Consider the following 18,794-nt stretch of genomic DNA (forward strand, 5'->3'; position numbering starts at 1 on the left):
GTTTCGTTAGCCCTAACTTAGAGCGCTGACGGCCCCGACGCCACTGTCTTACATCAATTGATAGCTGTGCGGTACGAAGTGATATCCACCTTCGCCACGCTTCTCCACAAAGCCAAGCCCGGGGAAAGGCATGTGGTAACCGATCAGCGGAATACGATCGGTAGAAGCCATGTCAAAGATGGTCTTGCGGGTCTGGGCTGCAGCGGCCTTATCCGCGTCAAAACGCACCTCCCACTCAGGGTTTTGCAGCGACCATACATAGTGGTTCGCAACATCGGCCATCAGCAATAGTTCTTTTCCGCCAGACTCGATCATGTATGCCATATGTCCGGGGGTATGCCCAAAGGCTTCGACCGCGGTGATGCCAGACCGAACACTGTCGCCGCCATTCAAGAATTGCATACGATCAGCGAGGGGGCGGACCTTTGCTTCGAACCCTTCGTTACCCGACATATCCCAGTGGTCGTATTCCATTTGCCCTGTGATATAGGTCGCATTCGTGAAGGTTTCGCCTGCGTCGCCTGTCAGGCCGCCGATATGGTCGCCATGCATATGGGTTAGAACGACATGAGTGACGTCAGAGGTCTGGTATCCCGCGGAATTCAGCGCCCACGTTAAACCGCCTGCATCGGTCCCTGTGTCGAACAGAATAACATCTGACCCCGTGTTAATGATTGTCGGTGTGAAAAAGAACCGCGCAACATCCGACGGAATAAACGCTGCCTCTGCTGCCGCGTTAAAGTCGTCATCTGACACATTGGTTCCAAATATCTGATGCGGATTTTCCACGTTACGAGATCCTGCAAGCAGGGTCGTTACCTTGAAATCGCCCAAGGTAAAGTCGCGGTGCGTTGGCAGTTTGGATTCCATGGTCATAGCATGTCCCTCTGCACGAGTCGCCAAAGGCACGGCGGCCATGGGCAGTGATGCACCAGCTAATAAAGCCTGACGGCGTGTAAGTGTCATTCTAAAACTCCCCCGATGGATGAATGGGTGAGATGTAGCGCATGGTTCCATCTTGCCAATCACAGCGATGTGAAATGGTGTCTTCAAGGGGCCGAAACCACAGCCGATATGGACAAAAGCGGGCCAATATGAAACAGGCGAGGGGAACAGGAGATACACATGACCACAACCCGTTTCGCCCCTTCGCCCACTGGCTGGATGCACATTGGTAACCTGCGCGCCGCGCTGATGAACTTCTGTATTGCCCGACAGCAAGGCGGCACGTTTATCCTGCGGATCGACGACACCGATCAGGAACGGTCGAAGCCGGAATATGTGGACGGTATCTTGGATGCGCTGGCTTGGCTGGGCATCACCTACGACCGTATCGAATATCAGTCCAAGCGTCTGGAACGCTACGAAGCCGCTAAGGCGCAGCTCATCGAGATGGGCCGCCTCTACGAGTGCTTTGAAACGCCGACCGAACTGGACCTGAAGCGTAAAAAGCAGCTGAACATGGGCAAGCCACCGGTCTATGACCGTTCGGCTCTGGACCTGTCGGAAGCCGACAAAGACCGCCTGCGCGAAGAGCGTGGCGGGTCGCACTGGCGCTTTAAGCTCGACTGGGAGCGCATCGAATGGACCGACGGTATCCTCGGCGATATCTCGATTGATGCGGCTTCTGTATCTGACCCCGTTCTGATCAAAGAAAGCGGTCAGTTCCTCTATACCCTCGCCTCTGTTGTGGATGACGTGGATATGGGCATCACCAACGTTGTGCGTGGCTCTGACCACGTGACCAACACCGCGACGCAAATCCAGATGATCCGCGCGCTTGGTGGCACTGTTCCGCAATTCGCGCACCATTCGCTGCTTACTGGTCCGCAAGGCGAGGCGCTGTCGAAACGTCTGGGCACTCTGTCGCTCAAAGACCTTAAGGCCAAAGGCATCGAGCCGATGTCCGTGATGAGCCTGATGGCGCGTCTGGGCTCTGCTGATCCCGTCGAACTGCGTGACACGGTTCAAGAGATCATTGACGGCTTTGAACTGGGCAAATTCGGCGTCGCGCCGACCAAATTCGATGTCCTCGACCTCGAACCGCTGACCGCCCGTATCAACGCCGCGAAACCGTTCGACGCGGTCAAGGATGAGGTTCTGGCATTGGGTGTTCCTGCACATCTGGCCGAAACGTTCTGGACCGTTGTTCGCGAGAACATCACCTTCATGAGCGATATGGCCGAATGGTGGACACTGTTCCGCGATGGCGCACCTGCCTTGGTCGATGATGAAGACCGCGAGATGATCGAGACGGCGTTCAGCCTCTTGGGCGAGCCTGCCTACAACGCCGACACATGGGGTGAATGGACCAACGCCGTGAAAGAGGCCACTGGTCGCAAGGGTAAGGGTCTGTTCATGCCGCTCCGCAAGGCGGTCACTGGTCGCGCAAGCGGTCCAGACATGAGCAACGTCATGCAGCTGATGCAGGTAAAACCACGCTTCTGATTGGGGTTAGCGGCGTAACGCTCCGGCCATAGAGAGCGTGACGCCGGCTAAGGCGATCAACAGCCACAACGATCCGTTCAGTGATGTGGCTTCGGCCACGAAACCGATCAACGGCGGCCCAATGAGGATGCCGCCGTAGGTCAGTGTTGCGACGCTCGCGATGGCACGGCCTGCGGGCACGTCGGGGTCATTGGCCGCTCGCGAAAACGCCAATGGGATGATCATCGCGTAACCGATGCCAAAAGCGGCAAAGCCGATCAACGCGATGGCGAGGGACGGTGCCACGAGGACCAATAGCCCGCCGATCATCGCGCTTGCTGCCGAAACTCGGGTGGTGTGCGCGGGTCCCAGTTGAGCAACCAGAATCGGTCCAGCGAGGCGCGTTGCCACCATCAGGGTCGAAAACACCGTGTAACCCAGCGCCGCCTGTGCCTGATCGACGCCTTTCGCAGCAGTCAGGATAAGCGCTGACCAATCGACCATCGCACCCTCGCCGATGGCCGACGACAAGCCGACGATCCCTACCATCAACAGCGGGCCTTTGGGGAACGCAAAGAGTGGGCCGTGTTCTGCGATGCCAGTGACGCTGTTCCACGGGATAAAGGCAAAGAGTGCGACGAACGCGGTGACCCCTAGGCCGCCGAGCCAGAAGTGCAGCACAACGCTTGCCCCCCAGTTGATCGCGATAAACCCAGACCCTGCACCGATCCCCGCGCCCAACGAAAATGCGGCGTGGAAGCTCGACATGACGGGACGCGCCATGTGTCGCTCAACCTCAGCCGCCCAAGCGTTCATCGCAACGTCTTGCCCTCCGTGGGCCATGCCGAACAGGGCGAGGATAGGGGCGAGAACCCAGACGTTTGGCGCAAGCGGTAGACAGAGGAACGCGACGATGTAGAGCGCGCCATAGAGCATCGTTGCATTGCGTGCGCCGCGCAGGTCAGCGGTGCGCCCAGCAAGCGGAAAGCCGACAATGGCACCCGCCGCCAAACACAACAGCAGCAAGCCCAGGTTGGCCGGGGAAAGCGCAAAACGCTCCGCAAAAGCAGGGATGCGCGAGGCCCAAAGCCCGAACAGGGCCCCGTTAAAGAAAAACACTGAGGCAACAGCGCGCCAAGGGCCTGACAGTCGGATCACTTTCGTCTCCTAAAACGATTTCGGAAAATCTAGCCGCGCCGAATGCCCTGCACAATGAAAAACGGCTCACCACGAGGGTGAGCCGTTCTTTGGTTTAACTGTCGGTATCGATCAGTTGTTCATGTTGCCGTGGCCCATATTGCTGTGGTCCATTTGGCCTTGGTTCATCTGACCGCCTTGGGGCTGACGTTCGAGGTCGACAGGGATGTCGACGGTGATTTCGCCCGCTTCACGGAAGACGAGGGTGACGGTGACGGTATCGCCTTGTTCCATCGCGCCCTTGAGGCCCATGAACATCACGTGGTCAGCGCCACGTTGCAAAACATGTTCGCCGCCAGCAGGGATCGGAAAGCCACCTTCGACCTGACGCATCTTGGCAACGCCGTCTTCCATAATGTGCGTGTGCAGTTCGACCTTGGCTGAAATGTCCGAGCGAGCATCGATGAGTTGGTCATCGGTATCGCCGGTGTTGGTGATCACCATAAAGGCAGCGCCAGCCATCGCCGACATGCCAGACGACCGCGCATAGGCGTCGTTGACGGTGATGATGCTCTCAGCAGAAGCAGCGGTTGCGAAAAGGGTAGCGGCAACTGCCGCCAGTTTAACGGATTTGAAAAACATTGGTTTGTCCTGTGATGTGTAGATGTTCGATGTTGGGGATCAAACGATCACAGGTGGTCCTCTGGCGGAGTGAGAAAGGCGCTGCGCTTCGGCTGCATGGATGTCATGGACCGGAAGAAGGGTTAGAGCACGGCCAATGACGACCCGTTGAGGCAGATCCGGTGTCGCCAGCGCGACGATCACATTCAGGGCACAGTCTGGACAGATATGACGCGGACCGACGGGTTTCCCGTCCGCATCTACGGCGACTTCGACAGCGACCTCACCGATACACAACACAGTCGTGCCAACGGCGCCGGTCTGCCCACGCAATATCGCCATTTCCTGCGAGGTGACGGTCACCAGCAGGGCAAGCGCGACAGCAATGAGCGATCTGAGCCAAACCATAGCTCACCATTATCACCGCCAATCAGGCGGGAAAAGGGTCAGCGCGTCGCAGGGGCTGGAAACGAAAAAGCCCAGACAGTGATGTCTGGGCTTTGTCGAATTCGATAGTGAGTCAGATTAAGCGGATGCTTTAACGACTTCTTTTTTGATTTTGAGTGCTTCGCTCGACAGCTCGGCGTCTTTCGCCTTGAGGAGGAACGCATCAAAACCACCGCGGTGGTCAACGGTACGCAACGCAGCGGACGAAATCCGCAGGCGGAACGAACGGCCCAGTACGTCAGAGATCAGTGTAACGTCCTGAAGGTTCGGCAAGAACCGGCGGCGGGTGCGGTTTTTAGCGTGGCTGACGTTGTTGCCCGACATCGGGCCTTTGCCAGTGAGTTCGCATTTACGCGACATGGGTATATCCTTATTTATTGGTTCCAGCCACCAGGGCCAGTTTGTTGAACGGGCAATAGCCCAACGGGCCCCACACCTCGTGGAACCAGTTATGAGCGCTGGCAATAGGTCGATTCCGCGAAACGGTCAAGCCTGCAATGATGCGGACCGTCGTTTTGCCCATGCGGCGGCCTCTGGAAACCTGACTTTGCCGCGTTGTGACAGTCGGTCGAGGTAGAATGGCACGTCGCGGCGCAAGTCGCGATGCATCTTGGTCAGCACCGTCGGATCGGGCGGATCAGAGAGGAGCGCCCGCACAGTGGCACCATACCGACCGCCCCGCGTGATGACTTGGGTCGCTGGGTGCCCACCGAACGCGAGCCGTGCGATGCGCAGGGCGGGAAAGATCATCTGAAGCCGCTCAGCGTGCCACAGGTCCAGACGGTTCATCGGGTCGACGGCGATGATCCCTCTAAGCGTCGGCACAGCTCTGGGCTCTAGTGCGCCGAGCCGTTGGTCATAGTCGCTTGCCTCAGTGCGATAGCGTTTGTCGAACGGCACATCGTCAGGATGGATGGACCATTGGGGGGAAACAGAGAGCACCCGGGTGGCCCCAATCGCGCGGGCAAAGCGGAGGGCACCATAGGCCCCCATCGAAAACCCGACCGTGGCCACATCGCGATAAGGTTTCGCGACGGCTTCTAGCACGCGCTCAGCAGCAGTAGTTTCACCGTTGATGAACCAATCATTGACTGATGTACGCACGGAAATCTGGTCATAGCCACGCCGATCATAGACGTTGATCATATTGGGCGGCTTAAAACCTGTGCGGCCAATCTCGCGGCTGTCAAATGACACGAGCAGTTTGTCATGGCCCCGCGCAAAATGGGTCAGGCGCAAACGGGCGCCGTCGAATATTCGGATGCCGTTGTCGGCCTCAGCCACCTGTGAACCCGTCCAAGACCCGCGCGGCGGCTTGGGTCGGGGTCGTTTCGCCACGTTGCAATTGGTCCTCAGCCTGCGCCAATCGTGCCGCGAGCGCTGGATCGCGTTGGAGCCGTTCAAGCAGTTGCAAACGCACCTCTTCGTGGAACCAATACCGCGCTTGCTCTGAACGACGCGCATCCCAATGCCCCTCGTCACGGCGCCATTTGGCGAGTGTGGTCATTTCCTCCCATGCCTTCGCGATGCCATCGCCTGAGTAAGCGGACACCTTCATAGCCTTGGGGAAATCGGCGGGGTCTTGGGGGCGTTTGCGCAGGAGGCGCAGGGCGCCCGCATAGTCCGCACAGGTGCGGGTCGCTTGCGGTTTGAGGTCGCCATCTGCCTTGTTCACAAGGATCAGATCGGCAATTTCCATGATGCCGCGTTTGACGCCCTGTAGTTCGTCGCCACCTGCAGGAGCAAGCAGCAGGGTAAAGATATCGCACATCTCAGCGACCATCGTTTCGGACTGACCGACGCCGACGGTTTCAATCAGAACCACGTCGAACCCTGCCGCCTCACAAAGGGCGATAGCCTCACGCGTACGGCGCGCCACGCCGCCCATTTGTGCCTGCGACGGCGAAGGGCGGATAAAGGCATTCGGATCGCGGCTCAGCTGCTCCATCCGCGTTTTGTCGCCGAGGATCGACCCGCCAGACCGTGCGGAAGACGGATCAACGGCAAGTACGGCGACACGCAAGCCAGAGCTAGTAAGCGCGAGGCCGAAAGCTTCGATGAACGTGGATTTCCCGACGCCGGGGGTGCCAGAGAGGCCGATGCGGAGCGCCTGTCTATCCGTGCCTAGCGCATCAAGAAGGTCCAGCGCAAGCGCGCGGTGATCAGCGCGGCCGCTCTCAACGAGGGTGATCGCGCGAGCAAGAGCACGGCGGTCGCCTTGTTTCAGGGCTGCGGCGGTCGCGGGAATATCGAATGGTTTAGCCATGCAAACTGTTTAGCGGATGGCACGAGCCTGTCCAGTGCGGCGGTGGGACGCGGGGTGATTTCGACGGACGGAAAGAGGGGGCAGAGCCCCCTCTTGGTTTACTGGAACACGTCGTTCAGGTGGTCAAACATGCCCCAGCCACAGGCGTAGTAGAGTTTGTACTGATCGGTGGTGCGATACCAAATGTAACCCGCACCCTGTAGGTTCCCACGGATCGACATATAGGTGTCGTAGGCGTTCTGGTTGGGTAGCCAGTAGTCCCGCCCGCAAGCGGTAATCTTGGCAATGCCGGACCCGTCGGTGGTCACCCCGATCGAGTAGGTCCCGTCGCTGAGGCGCGGAGGACCTTGTATCTGCTGGGCTTCGGCGCCAGAAACGCTGGCCGCGAGGATCGCAGCCGCAAGAATATGTGTCCGTTTCATAGGTGAACTCCTCTTACTCGAACTAGCTATTACAACTTTAACATGTGTTCTCAGAGGGTTCATTGACATCAGTCAAAGAGAGGCAGCGGGGCACGCAAAATGTCCCGCCGTCGTTCTTTCTACCTTGAGGGTATTTGCCGCACAAAGGCTGGTGGCACGGTTATTCCGCGGCCACCGTGTCGAGCGATTGGCCCATGACCGTTTGTGCAGCGTCAACCAGAGCGCCAGCGACGACGTCACATTCTTCGAGCGTGAGGCGGGCAGGGAGGCGCACGTCGCAGGCATTCATTAGCATCGCGCGGGTTTGTGGTAGGTCGGGCGTGTCACCCAAAAACTGCCAATTCCAAAATGCACGCGCGTTGTCTTGGCTACGGCCAAAGACCTGCACCTTGATGCCGCGTTCTGCGGCTGCGGCGGCAAAGGCCTTGACCGCGTTGTCGCCCATACCAACGAGGTTAAACTGGATCGAGTCTGGTGCGCGGTCTTCGGCGGCGAGCTTGTCGGGGACCGAAATCCAAGGCGAGGCGTTCAATTGCGCCGCCACGTGGTCATGGTTGCGACGACCGTCGGTGATGCGGCGGTTGATCTCTGGGATCTGGGCGCGAACAATGGCGGCAGAGAGGTTGTTGAGGCGCACGTTGTAAAGCGGCAGTTGGTTCTGCCAGCGTTCAAACGCCTCCTTGAGGCCCATGTTTTTGTTCCAGTTGTGCTCATACGCGCCCGACATAATGACCGCGCGGGCGATCAGGTCGGCGTCGTCGGTGACGAGAATGCCGCCTTCGCCAGAGTTGAGCATTTTGTAGCTCTGGAAGCTGAAACAGCCGATCTGACCAATGGTGCCGATGTTTTTGCCGTGCCATTTGGTGCCGAGGCTGTGGGCGGCGTCTTCGACAACGGGAATACCTGCGGCGTCACAGGCCTCCATAATTGCGTCCATGTCAGAGGTGTGGCCACGCATGTGGCTGATGATGACCGCGTCCACATCAGGCAGTTTGGCACGGAAATCATCCATGTCGATGCGGTAGTTGTCCCCGCATTCGCACAGAACGGGGATGCAATCAGCGTGCACGATCGAAGACGGCACGGCAGCGAAGGTGAAAGCTGGGATCAGGACTTTTGCGTCGCGGGGTAGGCCAAGCGCCTTGAGCGAGAGGAACAGCGCCGCAGAGCAGGACGATACCGCCAGCGCGTATTTAGAGCCGAGGAATGCTGCGAATTCTTGTTCCAGAAGATGAACTGGGGAACCCTCGTTTGTGTAGCGAAACAGATCGCCAGAGGTCAGGAGGCGTTCGACTTCGGCCAATGCAGAGGCTGGGATCGCTTCGGCGTCATATACATTCGGCGGCAGTGTAGTCATTTTGGGATTCCTGAAAACTCATTTCGGAAATCCTTAACACATGAATTGTTACAATTCTACGAAAGTCTGCCTTAGAGGCGATTAAATGCCGAGCTTATCGCGCAGTCGGAACCATGCCATTGCGAGCGTCAAAAGCGGTCCTTGGGCCATATGGCCAGCCGGATAGGTGCCTTGGGGGAGGGTGCTGAACGTGTCAAAACGTTCGGCTTGACCCGCGACCGCTTCGGCCATGAGTTTTCCCGCAAGACCTGCCAAAGCAACGCCGTGACCAGAGTAGCCAGATATCGACAAGACATTCGGAGCAACACGTCGAACGACGGGCAGGCGCTTTATTGAAATACCAAGCGACCCACCCCATATGTGGGTAAAAGGCACATGCCGTATTTGCGGGAACATTTCGCCCATACGTTTGTGTAGCTTGCTGCCGATATCGTCGGGAAACTGGCGCGTATAGTTCGCGCGGCCACCAAATAATAGGCGGCGGTCTTCGATCAGGCGGAAATAATTCACCACATTCGATGAATCGCAGGCGGCAATGTCTTCGCCCAGAACCGTTTCGGCCAAATCGCCCAAGGGTTCGGTCACGCCGATAAAGCTATTCACTGTCATTACGCGCGCATCGTTCCCACGATCAAGGCCACGCATATAGCCATTGCCCGCAAGGATCACATGATCCGCCGCAACGGTTCCGTTTTCGCAATGAACGACGGGCTTTGCGCCGTGCTGGATGCGCTTTGCCTCGGTCATCTCAAAAATTTTGGCACCTGCGGCCTCTGCCTCACGGGCGAGGGCAAGCACATAGCGGAGAGGATGAACATGGCCCGCGCGACGGTTGATGGTGCCGCCCGCGTAGAGCTTGGAATTGACCAAACGGCGAAACGCTTTTTCGTTCAGGACCGTCGTCTCATGGCCCGGATAATGTTTGTCCATCAGGTCGTAAACGCGGCGCTCCATCTCAACATCTTTGGCGTCAAAGCTGCCGTGCGCGATCCCATGGCGGAAATTTGCTTCGGGGGCGTAGGTGGTGCAGAAATCCTTGACCATGTCGGTGGCTTCGTGCGCCAGCTTCCATAGGTCTTGGGCCAGAGGTTGGCCGATCCGTGCACCCAGCCAAATCTGGCTTTTGTTGTAATCGCTGCCGACCTGCCCGCCATTGCGACCAGAGGCTCCCCATCCTGCGCGGTGCGCATCAAGGACGATCACCGACAGCCCGCGTTTGCGCAATTCCCACGCCGCATGGAGGCCCGTGTAGCCCGCGCCGATAACCACAACGTCCGCCTTTTGATCCCCTTTCAGGGACGGGCGCAGCGCAGGAAGTGGAGTGGTTGCCGCATACCAAGAGGGTGGAAATTCACCGCGCGTGTCGTTGCAATAGAGCGGGTTCATTCGTCACTCTTGGGCTCAATGGCGACCGTGAATTGGGTTTTCTTTACGGGCTGCGCGACCTCGACTTTATCTTCGCGAAAGGCCGAAATACCATTGAGGGAGGGGCTATTTTTCATGCTCAGCCGTCCTGCGGATTTCTGCGCTTTGCCCCCATGCGAAAACATCCCCGCCGACCGTGGTCCGGTTGGTTTTTCCATCTTTGTCGGGCGGCGGGTTGGTTTCATCAGACGTTCAACAGCAAATGTTCACGTTCCCACGGGCTGATCACCTGAAGGAATTCTTCATATTCGGCGCGTTTCACGATGGAATAGACGCGGGCGAATTCTGGGCCGAGAATGTCGTGCAGCGTGGTCGCCTCCTCGAAGAGGTCGAGAGCATCACCCATCACACGCGGCAGATCTTCGTCCCCTTCATAGGCGTCGCCTTTGAACGACGGACCTGCGCGGTGTTCTTCCATCATGCCCAGATAGCCGCAGGCCAAGGACGCAGCGATGCCAAGGTATGGGTTGCAGTCCATCCCAGCCAGTCGGTTCTCAATCCGACGCGAGGACGGACCAGAGAGCGGAACACGGATACCCGTTGTGCGGTTGTCACGGCCCCACGCAAGGTTGATCGGTGCGGCGTGGTCGCGCACATAGCGGCGGTAGCTGTTCACATAGGGCGCCATCACTGCAATCGCCGACGGCAGGTATTTCTGCATCCCACCGATGAAGTGATAAAACGCGTCCGTTTCGCCACCCTGCGGACCAGAAAAGATGTTCTGACCCGTTTCAATCTCTTTGACCGAATGGTGGATGTGCATCGCGCTGCCGGGTTCATCGGCAATCGGTTTCGCCATGAAGGTGGCAAAGCAGTTGTGACGCAGGGCGGCTTCGCGGATCAGGCGTTTGAAATAGAACACCTCATCGGCCAGTTTCACGGGGTCGCCGTGCTGGAGGTTGATCTCGAGCTGACCTGCGCCGCCCTCTTGGGTGATGCCGTCGATCTCGAACCCTTGGGCTTCGGCAAAGTCGTAGATGTCGTCGATCACAGGGCCGAATTCGTCAACGGCTGTCATCGAATAGGCCTGACGTGCCGCAGCAGGGCGACCAGAGCGGCCCATCATCGGTTCGATGTTTTTCGCAGGGTCGAGGTTGCGGGCAACGAGGTAGAATTCCATCTCGGGCGCAACTACGGGTTCCCACCCTTGCTTGCGATACAGTTCGACCACGCGTTTCAGAACGTTGCGGGGTGCGTATTCGATCGGGTTGCCCTTGCGGTCGTAAGCGTCATGGATCACCTGCAGCGTCCAGTCGCCCGTCCACGGCGCAGCGGTCGCCGTGTCGAGGTCTGGTTTCAGGATCATATCACGCTCGATAAAACCGTCCTCACCTGCGGCGTCACCCCATTCACCTGTGATGGTTTGGTAAAAGATGCTGTCGGGCAGATGAAAGTACTCTTGGCGTGCGAATTTGGACGCGGGAACGGCCTTACCGCGGGCAATGCCGGGCATATCGGCGATGATACATTCAACTTCGTCTAAACGGCGGTCCTTCAGGTATTCCTGAGCCGCCTCGGGTAATTTTTCAGTCCAGTCGGTCATGACTGTGGCTCTTTCTGTTTAAAAAATGCACCGATGCGACGGGCCAGAATGGCGCTATCGGTCGGCTTTTCCGTGTTTTCGATCGCAATATCGATCAGCGGATCAGGCACCACGCCCCGTCCACGGCTTTCGGCCAATTTGCCGAGGAAACCGTTCGAGAACTCAGGGTGCGCCTGCACGGTGAACGCTTTGTGCCCATAGCCGAGAGCGGCATAGGGGCAGGTGTCGTTGTAGGCGATGACTTTGGCATCTTTGGGCAATTCGACCACTTGGTCCTGATGCCACGCGTTAAGCGCCACAGCCTCGCCTTCGAAGTTGTAGACCTGACGACCAACCATCCAGCCCTTATCGGACTTTTCGACCTTGCCGCCGAGGGCTTGGGCGATGATCTGGTGACCAAAGCAAATCCCGACCAGAGGCACAGCCGCCGCATAGACCGCGCGAATGAAGTCTTCGAGCGGGGGAATGAACGGCAAGTCCTCATATGCGCCGTGGCGCGATCCAGAGATCAGCCAGCCATCCGCCGCATGCACGTCGTCGGGTAATTCGCCATCAACGGCAAACCACGTTTGAAAGGTAAACCCCTGACCAGCCAGCAGGTTTTGAAAGAACACGTCATATTCGCCGTGTTCCGGCCTTAGGTTTTCGGGCGAATGCCCAGCGATCAGAATGCCGATCTTCATAAGTCACCAAATAAGGAGCGTTAACTCAGGCTACCTGCGGTTTTCACAGGCGGCAATGGGTCAGACGGTATCCAGATAAAGGTCTAGGATTTCCTGTTCCGACAACTCGCCCAGATAATGGAGTTCTTGGCGCTTCGTCATCACAAGGTTGTCAATCAGTGTCCGTGGAAAGACACGTTCCGCAAGGAATGAGGTCTCGAACCGATCAATGGCTTGAGCCCACGTATCGGGGATCTGGGCCATTTCCTGTTCGTAGGCGTTCCCGCTGATGGGCGGCGGCGGGGTGAGTTTGTCCTCAATCCCAACCAGAGCCGACCCCAGCACGGCAGCGAGGAACAGATAGGGGTTCACGTCGCCCCCTGCCACGCGGTGTTCGATCCGACGTGCAGCGGGGTTACCACCTGGTACGCGGATGGACGCGGTGCGGTTGTCGTAGGCCCAGCAAATGCCTGTTGGCGCATGGCTTTCGGGCACCAGACGCGCATATGAGTTTTCATGCGGGGCAAAGACCAACGCCAAATCAGGGATACCACGCAGACAGCCCGCAATCGCGTGCTTGAGCGTATCTGTGCCCTCAAAGCTGCCATCGGCAAAGACGTTGTTCCCATCTTCATCCACGACCGAGAAATGGACGTGCAGACCGTTGCCCGCGTATTCTTCATAGGGCTTTGCCATGAAGGACGCCGCCATCCCGTGTTTACGGGCGAGGCCACGCACCAGCATCTTGAACAGATAGGCGTCATCCGCAGCTTTAAGTGCGTCTGCCACATGGACGAGGTTCATTTCGAACTGCCCTACGCCAACTTCCGAGGTCGCCGCCTCAGTTTCGATCTCCATCAGATCGCAAGCGTCGTAGAGGTCGTTAAAGAAGTTATCGAAGGCATCCAACGCACGGAGCGATAGGATTTCACCACCCGCGCGGCGTTTTCCGGAACGCGGACTTTTCGGCTGCTGGATTTCTTTGCCGCTGTCATCGATGAGGTAGAATTCCATCTCGAAGGCGACGACAGGTTTCAGGCCCAGTTCGGCATAGCGTTTCACGACACGCGACAGTGCGTGGCGCGGGTCACCGTCAAACGGGACGCCCTCTTCGGTGAACATCCACATCGGCAAGAGCGCTGACGGGGTCTGGAGCCACGGCATCGGAACATAGCCGCGCTCTGTCGGGAACAGCATTCCGTCGGGGTCGCCAACTTCGAAAACCAATGGGCTGTCTTCTACGTCTTCGCCCCAGATATCGAGGTTCAAAACCGACAGCGGGAACCGCATGCCTTCGGTTTCCATCTTACGCGCAAATTTAACAGGGATGCGTTTGCCCCGTGCCTGACCGTTAAGGTCGGCAGCGCCCGCACGAATGCTGCGGATATGCGGATTCTCGTCCAGCCAACTACTCATGTCTCACCCGTTTAAGAGGGCCGTTGACAAGGCAATGGTACGGGGTGGCGCGCGGAATACGCAGCCACGTCACAGGTCCATGCCCTTGGCCCTTCATTGATCGGATCAAACCCCGTCGCTTGGGTTGTAGCTGCCGCTTGCGCGGACCCACCCGGTAAATTTGATCAAATTATGTATACTACCGGATCAGATTTAGACGCAAGCGTATTTTAGCACGATTTGTTTGCGGTAAATGGCGGTTAAGCTGTTTGTTAATCAGCCCAAAGGTGCCGATCACAGTCAATGTCAGCAGGATAAAGAACCCAGCGAGGATCGGGTAAGGGATGAACGGGTTGAACGTTTTGTCCGCAAAATAGCTCGCGTAGTAAAGCGCATCACCCATTTGGCTTCGCGCTGGAAAGCCCGACATGAACACCAGTGTTGTGGCGTGGAACAAGAAGATCGCTTCGTTCGTGTAGGCAGGCCACGCAAGGCGGAGCATGGTCGGGAAGGTGATCCGACGGAACCGTTTCCAGCCTGACATGCCATAGGCGTCTGCAGCTTCAATGTCGCCTTTTGGGATCGACATCAGCGCGCCGTAAAAGATCTCTGCCGAATAGGCCGCTGTGTTGAGGAACAGCACGATCAACGCGCCGAGCCAAGCCGAGGTCAGCGGCGTAAAGATCGGATAAGCGCCCTTGAGGCTCTGGAAGGTGAAGTAGGCAAAGAAGAACTGGATGAACAACGGCGACCCACGGAACACAAAGATGAACCATTCAGCGGGTTTGCGGAACATCGGGTTGTGGTGCGATTTGCCTACTGCGGTGGCCACGGCCAAGAAGAACCCAGACACCAACGCCAAAAGGCCAAAGTAGATGTTCCAGATCATACCCGATCCGATCAGCACGACCTGCTGACAGATGGTAAAGTTATCACGCGGCAGCAACCGTTCGCCAAAGCCCACGCTGCGCAAGCCGTAGTCCGATAGGATATCCCAACAGGTCATGCTGCGGCCTTTCTCTGGGCTTCGCCAGCAGCGGTCGCTTGACCACGTGTGAGGCGCGACATGATTTTATCGAGCACGACTTCGGACACTTTGGTGAAGCCGAGATAGAAGACCAAGAGAGCGAGGAAATACCACATCCGCCAATCACCGTGTGGGTAGTCGGTGAACTTGGCGGTTTTCGTCGCGCCCAATTCGCGGGCCCAATAGACGATATCCTCAACGCCGAGGAGGAACAGAAGGGGGGTCGCTTTGATCAAAACCATCCAGAGGTTCGATAGACCAGGCAAGGCGTAGACCCACATCTGCGGGACCAGCACGCGCCAGAAGGTTTGGCGCTGCGTCATGCCGTAGGCCTCTGCTGTTTCGAGCTGGGCATGAGGCACGGCCCGCATTGCCCCAGACAATACGTTCGCGGCAAACGCTCCAAACACGATCGCAAAGGTCAGAACGGCAAGAGAGAATCCGTAGGTTTCATGTACCCACTGAGGCGCTGTGCCCAATGGCAGCTTTGCCTCTGGGCAGACGACAAAATCGTTGCCCTGTCGGATTGGCATATCCCAGTCGGGACATTTTACCTCGTGTCGGATCCATTCAAAGAACTGATCGAGCGCGATGACGAAGAATAGGAAAAAGGCGATATCGGGCACGCCTCGAACGATCGCGGTATATCCCTTCCCGAACCAAGCAATCGGAAGGATGCGCGAGCGTGCGGCGCTTGCCCCTGCAAAGCCGAAAAACAGCGCAACGGGTGCGGTGATGGCCAGCAACAACAGGACCGTCCCAATAGACCAGTAGATCCCCAGATGTTTGCCTGTGGTCAAATAGCAGCTGAGCCATTCGATGCCTTCGAGCGAGGCTGGATCGGAACAGAAACTGAAAATAGCTGCCACCGTCTGTTGAGAGGATAGAGAAAACGGGGCGACTGGTGTCAGTCGCCCCGCGAAATTCAGGTCAGGCGATTAGAACTGTTCGCCGATTTCCCATTTTGCGATCATCGCGTTGAGCGAGCCGTCTGCTTTCATCGATTGGATCGCAGCGGTGAACTTGTCGCGCAGTTCGGTATCCGACTGACGAACGCCCATGCCAACGCCGCCACCGATGAGAACGTCGTCACCAGTGAATGCGAGGTCTGCTTCGGCTTCTACGACAGGAGCAAGGAATGCTTTGTCAGCGAGAACCGCATCAGCTTCGCCGTTGCGAACCGCTGCAATCGACTCTTCAGGAGTTGCGAACTCGAGCAGGGTTGCGCCCATTTCAGCAACGTAAGACGCCTGAATGGTGGCTGCCTGTGCTGCGATCACTGCGCCAGCGAGGTCAACATCGTTGCCTGCAACAGCGACGAATGCCGACGGATCCGGCTGGGTGTAGTTTTCGGTGAAGTCGATGACTTGCTTACGCTCGTCGGTGATCGACATGCCAGCGATGATGGTGTCGTAGTTGCCCGATACGAGGTTCGGGATGATCGAATCCCAATCGTTGGTCACCCACTCACAGGTCAGTTCAGCGCGTGCGCACAGCTCGTCGCCCAGTTCGCGCTCGAAACCGTCAACTTCGCCAGCGTCGTTGATGAAGTTGTACGGAGGGTAGGCGCCCTCGGTGCCCATGCGAACGGTTGCGCCATGGCCTTCAGCCAGTGCTGCGCCAGCGGCCAGCGCGGCAATCGCGGTGCTGAGGATAAGGGTTTTCATTGGTCTCTCCCAAAGGTTGGTGGGCTGTTGCCCGTGGAATCGCCCCTTAACGGGACTTTGTGGTTGTCTATGTGCCGCATCGTGCCAAAATTGACCATTGGGTCAATCAGCACGGCTCCTTAATGGAGCGAATGCGACAAAAATTGTTGAAGACGCTCGGATTTGGGCGCCCCAAAGAGCGCATCTGGTGCGCCTTCTTCTTCGATCAAGCCTTGGTGCAGGAACACGACATGATCTGAGATATCTCGTGCCATCCGCATGTCGTGGGTCACGATCATCATCGTGCGGCTTTCTTCGGCGAGTCCACGGATCACTTTCACCACTTCCTGCTCTAGTTCTGGGTCCAGAGCCGACGTCGGTTCGTCGAACAATAGCGCCTCGGGCTCCATGCAGAGCGCGCGCGCGATTGCAGCGCGTTGCTGCTGCCCGCCGGACATCTGCGCAGGATAAACATCGCATTTGTCCCCGATGCCCACTTTGTCGAGATACATCCGCGCCTTTTCTTCGACCTCGGCCTTATCGCGGCCAAGCACGGTCACAGGCGCTTCCATAACGTTCTGCAGAACCGTCATGTGCGCCCAAAGGTTAAACTGTTGGAACACCATCGACAGGTTCGTGCGAATGCGCAGCAACTGTTTGCGATCCGCAGGTCGGCGCTGGAGGCCTTCGCCCTTCCACGCAACAGGCTCACCCTTGAACAGGATGTCGCCTTTTTGGCTGTCTTCCAGAAGGTTGGCGCAGCGCAACAGCGTTGATTTCCCTGACCCCGACGAGCCAATGAGCGAAATGACCTGTCCGGCCTCGGCGCTAATATCCACACCCTTAAGAACCTCCAAGGCGCCATAGGCCTTGTGTAGGTTGCGAATTTCGATGACGGGGCTGTTCAAAGTCACGGCGTCTGTATTCCCTGTTTGGCTGCGGAGTAGTGCGGAATTTTCTGTCCAGCGCAACGTCCATTATGGGTTGACGTTAGGGCCACTCGACCGATTTGCGCAATCCATTTGCCCGTTTTGTGCATTTTGCTCGCTTAAGGTGCGATTAGTTTTTCGTAATCGCGATACGGATGCGGTTGCTGTCCTGATCGGTAAAACCCAGCAGCGGCGCGACCATCCGCATCAATGCGTCCTCATGCTGGTCCCGTGATCCGTCCGTCAGAACAACCTCCCACATGGCACGCACCACGGCTTCGCGGTCGTCCAACGGAATGGCTTCTTTGATCACGCGGGTGAAACGAACAGTGTCAGGCGCCTCGGCCTCAATCGTTTCGCATTCCTCGCGGAGCGCCTTTGCCTCCACGTCATTTAGCCCAAATCGCGTTCCCAAAATCCGATCAATCCGCGCCTTTTCGTCGGGGGCGTAGTGGTTGTCGGACCGCGCGATCCGAACCAAAAGCGCACCGATCGCACGGCGGGCATCTACATCGGACAGAGGGTCTTGGGCGGGGGCGGTCAGACGCCGCAGAAAATCAGCTATCATAAGAGAGGTATAAGCCCCTGTAGACCCGTGGGAAAGTCCCGCTCACGCCAAAGTGCCAAAGAGCTTGGACAGACGCGCCGATTCTTCGGTGAACCCGTAGGGCGCGTTCACTACAAACATGCCCGATCCGATCATACGGTGCCCATCCCGAGCGGGTGGGAATTTCACCTCATGGCGGATCCCATCAGGAATCGCCTGCTCTAACGTGCGCAGCATCGGCTTGTGCGGCCCATCCTTCAGAATCGGATACCAGAGCATCAAAACGCCCACGTTCCACTTTTTGTGCACCTGCACCAAAAGGTCCGCCATCGTTTTGTAATCGTCTTTGATTTCGTAAGGCGGATCAACGAGCAGCACACCACGCCGTGGTTCTGGGGGCAAAATAGACTTCGCATATTCGACGCCGTCCCGCTTCACGCGAACCGCGCGCCCCGCCATCAATTCATCCAGTACCGCGAATTCCTTAGGGTGCAACTCGGCGAGCTGCAGGTTGTCCATCGCGCGCAGTACCCCCGCTGCGACCAGCGGTGATCCGGGATATGCGTCGGGCCCATGCTCTTCCCGAACGTCCTTCAGGACCTTTGCATAGGGATGATCTGGCCCAAACCAATCGCGCTCTTCTGCGACAGAAATCCCCGCCGCGGCTTCTCCCGTTTTCAACGCTTCAAACGACCCAAGGTCATAAAGCCCGCGCCCCGCATGCGTCTCTACATATGTCAGAGGCTTATCTTTCTTGGTTAGATAGGCCAGCACCCACGCCAACAGCGCGTGCTTTTGCACATCGGCCAAATTTCCAGCGTGATAGATATGTTGATAAGAAAGCATCGCCCTGCCTTTGTGCCCCAAATATCCCGGGGGGGTCTGCATCGCAGACGGGGGCAGCGCCCCCAATGAAACACGGCGCCCGAAGGCGCCGCAATCC

The 18,794-nt window shown here is 57.7% G+C and carries 21 protein-coding genes; 1 reads left to right on the forward strand and 20 read right to left on the reverse strand.

Annotated elements, in window-relative coordinates; genetic code table 11:
* Nucleotides 1-48: 48 nt before the first annotated feature.
* Complete coding sequence (locus BSK21_RS02625; protein ID WP_067550019.1) at nt 49-966, reverse strand: MBL fold metallo-hydrolase; 918 nt, start codon at nt 964-966, stop codon at nt 49-51.
* Nucleotides 967-1,125: 159 nt separating this feature from the next.
* Between BSK21_RS02625 and gltX the strand changes: the two genes are divergently transcribed.
* On the forward strand, nt 1,126-2,448 hold the full coding sequence (gene gltX / locus BSK21_RS02630) for a glutamate--tRNA ligase (protein WP_067550017.1): 1,323 nt from the start codon (nt 1,126-1,128) through the stop codon (nt 2,446-2,448).
* Between the two features lie 6 nt (nt 2,449-2,454).
* Here gltX and BSK21_RS02635 read toward each other — a convergent pair whose 3' ends face one another.
* The 19 genes from BSK21_RS02635 to BSK21_RS02725 form a co-directional block, all read right to left on the reverse strand.
* Nucleotides 2,455-3,585 (reverse strand): MFS transporter, encoded by a 1,131-nt coding sequence (locus BSK21_RS02635; protein WP_067550015.1) that lies wholly within the window; start codon nt 3,583-3,585, stop codon nt 2,455-2,457.
* Nucleotides 3,586-3,696: 111 nt separating this feature from the next.
* Nucleotides 3,697-4,206 (reverse strand): copper chaperone PCu(A)C, encoded by a 510-nt coding sequence (locus BSK21_RS02640; protein WP_067550012.1) that lies wholly within the window; start codon nt 4,204-4,206, stop codon nt 3,697-3,699.
* 39 nt (nt 4,207-4,245) lie between these two features.
* Nucleotides 4,246-4,593, reverse strand: coding sequence for a hypothetical protein (locus BSK21_RS02645; protein ID WP_067550010.1), 348 nt, complete (start codon nt 4,591-4,593; stop codon nt 4,246-4,248).
* Nucleotides 4,594-4,710: 117 nt separating this feature from the next.
* Complete coding sequence (gene rpmB / locus BSK21_RS02650; RefSeq protein ID WP_067550008.1) at nt 4,711-4,992, reverse strand: 50S ribosomal protein L28; 282 nt, start codon at nt 4,990-4,992, stop codon at nt 4,711-4,713.
* A gap of 126 nt (nt 4,993-5,118) precedes the next feature.
* Nucleotides 5,119-5,916 (reverse strand): hypothetical protein, encoded by a 798-nt coding sequence (locus BSK21_RS02655; RefSeq protein WP_067550006.1) that lies wholly within the window; start codon nt 5,914-5,916, stop codon nt 5,119-5,121.
* Nucleotides 5,909-6,898 (reverse strand): methylmalonyl Co-A mutase-associated GTPase MeaB, encoded by a 990-nt coding sequence (gene meaB, locus BSK21_RS02660; RefSeq protein WP_067550004.1) that lies wholly within the window; start codon nt 6,896-6,898, stop codon nt 5,909-5,911. Before meaB ends, BSK21_RS02655 begins: the two co-directional genes overlap by 8 nt.
* A gap of 98 nt (nt 6,899-6,996) precedes the next feature.
* The gene (locus tag BSK21_RS02665; protein WP_067550002.1) at nt 6,997-7,320 is read right to left on the reverse strand and encodes a hypothetical protein; all 324 of its coding nucleotides are present in this window, start codon (nt 7,318-7,320) and stop codon (nt 6,997-6,999) included.
* Nucleotides 7,321-7,480: 160 nt separating this feature from the next.
* A complete protein-coding gene (locus tag BSK21_RS02670) occupies nt 7,481-8,677 on the reverse strand; it encodes a DegT/DnrJ/EryC1/StrS aminotransferase family protein (RefSeq protein WP_067550000.1) in 1,197 nt (398 codons plus the stop codon).
* A gap of 81 nt (nt 8,678-8,758) precedes the next feature.
* Complete coding sequence (locus BSK21_RS02675) at nt 8,759-10,063, reverse strand: FAD-binding oxidoreductase (protein WP_067549998.1); 1,305 nt, start codon at nt 10,061-10,063, stop codon at nt 8,759-8,761.
* Nucleotides 10,060-10,287 carry a hypothetical protein gene (locus BSK21_RS02680; RefSeq protein WP_067549996.1) on the reverse strand — a complete coding sequence of 76 codons (228 nt, stop codon included), beginning with the start codon at nt 10,285-10,287 and terminating at the stop codon, nt 10,060-10,062. Before BSK21_RS02680 ends, BSK21_RS02675 begins: the two co-directional genes overlap by 4 nt.
* The gene (locus tag BSK21_RS02685) at nt 10,287-11,645 is read right to left on the reverse strand and encodes a glutamine synthetase family protein (RefSeq protein ID WP_074038950.1); all 1,359 of its coding nucleotides are present in this window, start codon (nt 11,643-11,645) and stop codon (nt 10,287-10,289) included. The genes BSK21_RS02680 and BSK21_RS02685 overlap by 1 nt, the downstream gene beginning before the upstream one ends.
* Nucleotides 11,642-12,328 (reverse strand): type 1 glutamine amidotransferase, encoded by a 687-nt coding sequence (locus BSK21_RS02690; protein ID WP_067549994.1) that lies wholly within the window; start codon nt 12,326-12,328, stop codon nt 11,642-11,644. Before BSK21_RS02690 ends, BSK21_RS02685 begins: the two co-directional genes overlap by 4 nt.
* A gap of 60 nt (nt 12,329-12,388) precedes the next feature.
* Complete coding sequence (locus BSK21_RS02695; protein ID WP_067549992.1) at nt 12,389-13,723, reverse strand: glutamine synthetase family protein; 1,335 nt, start codon at nt 13,721-13,723, stop codon at nt 12,389-12,391.
* 178 nt (nt 13,724-13,901) lie between these two features.
* Nucleotides 13,902-14,708: an ABC transporter permease gene (locus tag BSK21_RS02700; RefSeq protein WP_067549990.1), complete on the reverse strand. Its 807-nt coding sequence runs from the start codon at nt 14,706-14,708 to the stop codon at nt 13,902-13,904.
* Nucleotides 14,705-15,589 (reverse strand): ABC transporter permease, encoded by an 885-nt coding sequence (locus tag BSK21_RS02705; protein WP_067550537.1) that lies wholly within the window; start codon nt 15,587-15,589, stop codon nt 14,705-14,707. The genes BSK21_RS02700 and BSK21_RS02705 overlap by 4 nt, the downstream gene beginning before the upstream one ends.
* Nucleotides 15,590-15,667: 78 nt before the next feature.
* A complete protein-coding gene (locus tag BSK21_RS02710; protein ID WP_067549988.1) occupies nt 15,668-16,396 on the reverse strand; it encodes a transporter substrate-binding domain-containing protein in 729 nt (242 codons plus the stop codon).
* Nucleotides 16,397-16,515: 119 nt separating this feature from the next.
* A complete protein-coding gene (locus BSK21_RS02715) occupies nt 16,516-17,289 on the reverse strand; it encodes an ABC transporter ATP-binding protein (RefSeq protein ID WP_067549986.1) in 774 nt (257 codons plus the stop codon).
* Between the two features lie 145 nt (nt 17,290-17,434).
* The gene (locus BSK21_RS02720) at nt 17,435-17,872 is read right to left on the reverse strand and encodes a TerB family tellurite resistance protein (protein WP_067549984.1); all 438 of its coding nucleotides are present in this window, start codon (nt 17,870-17,872) and stop codon (nt 17,435-17,437) included.
* Nucleotides 17,873-17,914: 42 nt separating this feature from the next.
* Complete coding sequence (locus BSK21_RS02725; RefSeq protein ID WP_067549982.1) at nt 17,915-18,697, reverse strand: 23S rRNA (adenine(2030)-N(6))-methyltransferase RlmJ; 783 nt, start codon at nt 18,695-18,697, stop codon at nt 17,915-17,917.
* Nucleotides 18,698-18,794: the final 97 nt, after the last annotated feature.

Source organism: Marivivens sp. JLT3646, assembly GCF_001908835.1.
GTDB lineage: Bacteria > Pseudomonadota > Alphaproteobacteria > Rhodobacterales > Rhodobacteraceae > Marivivens > Marivivens geojensis.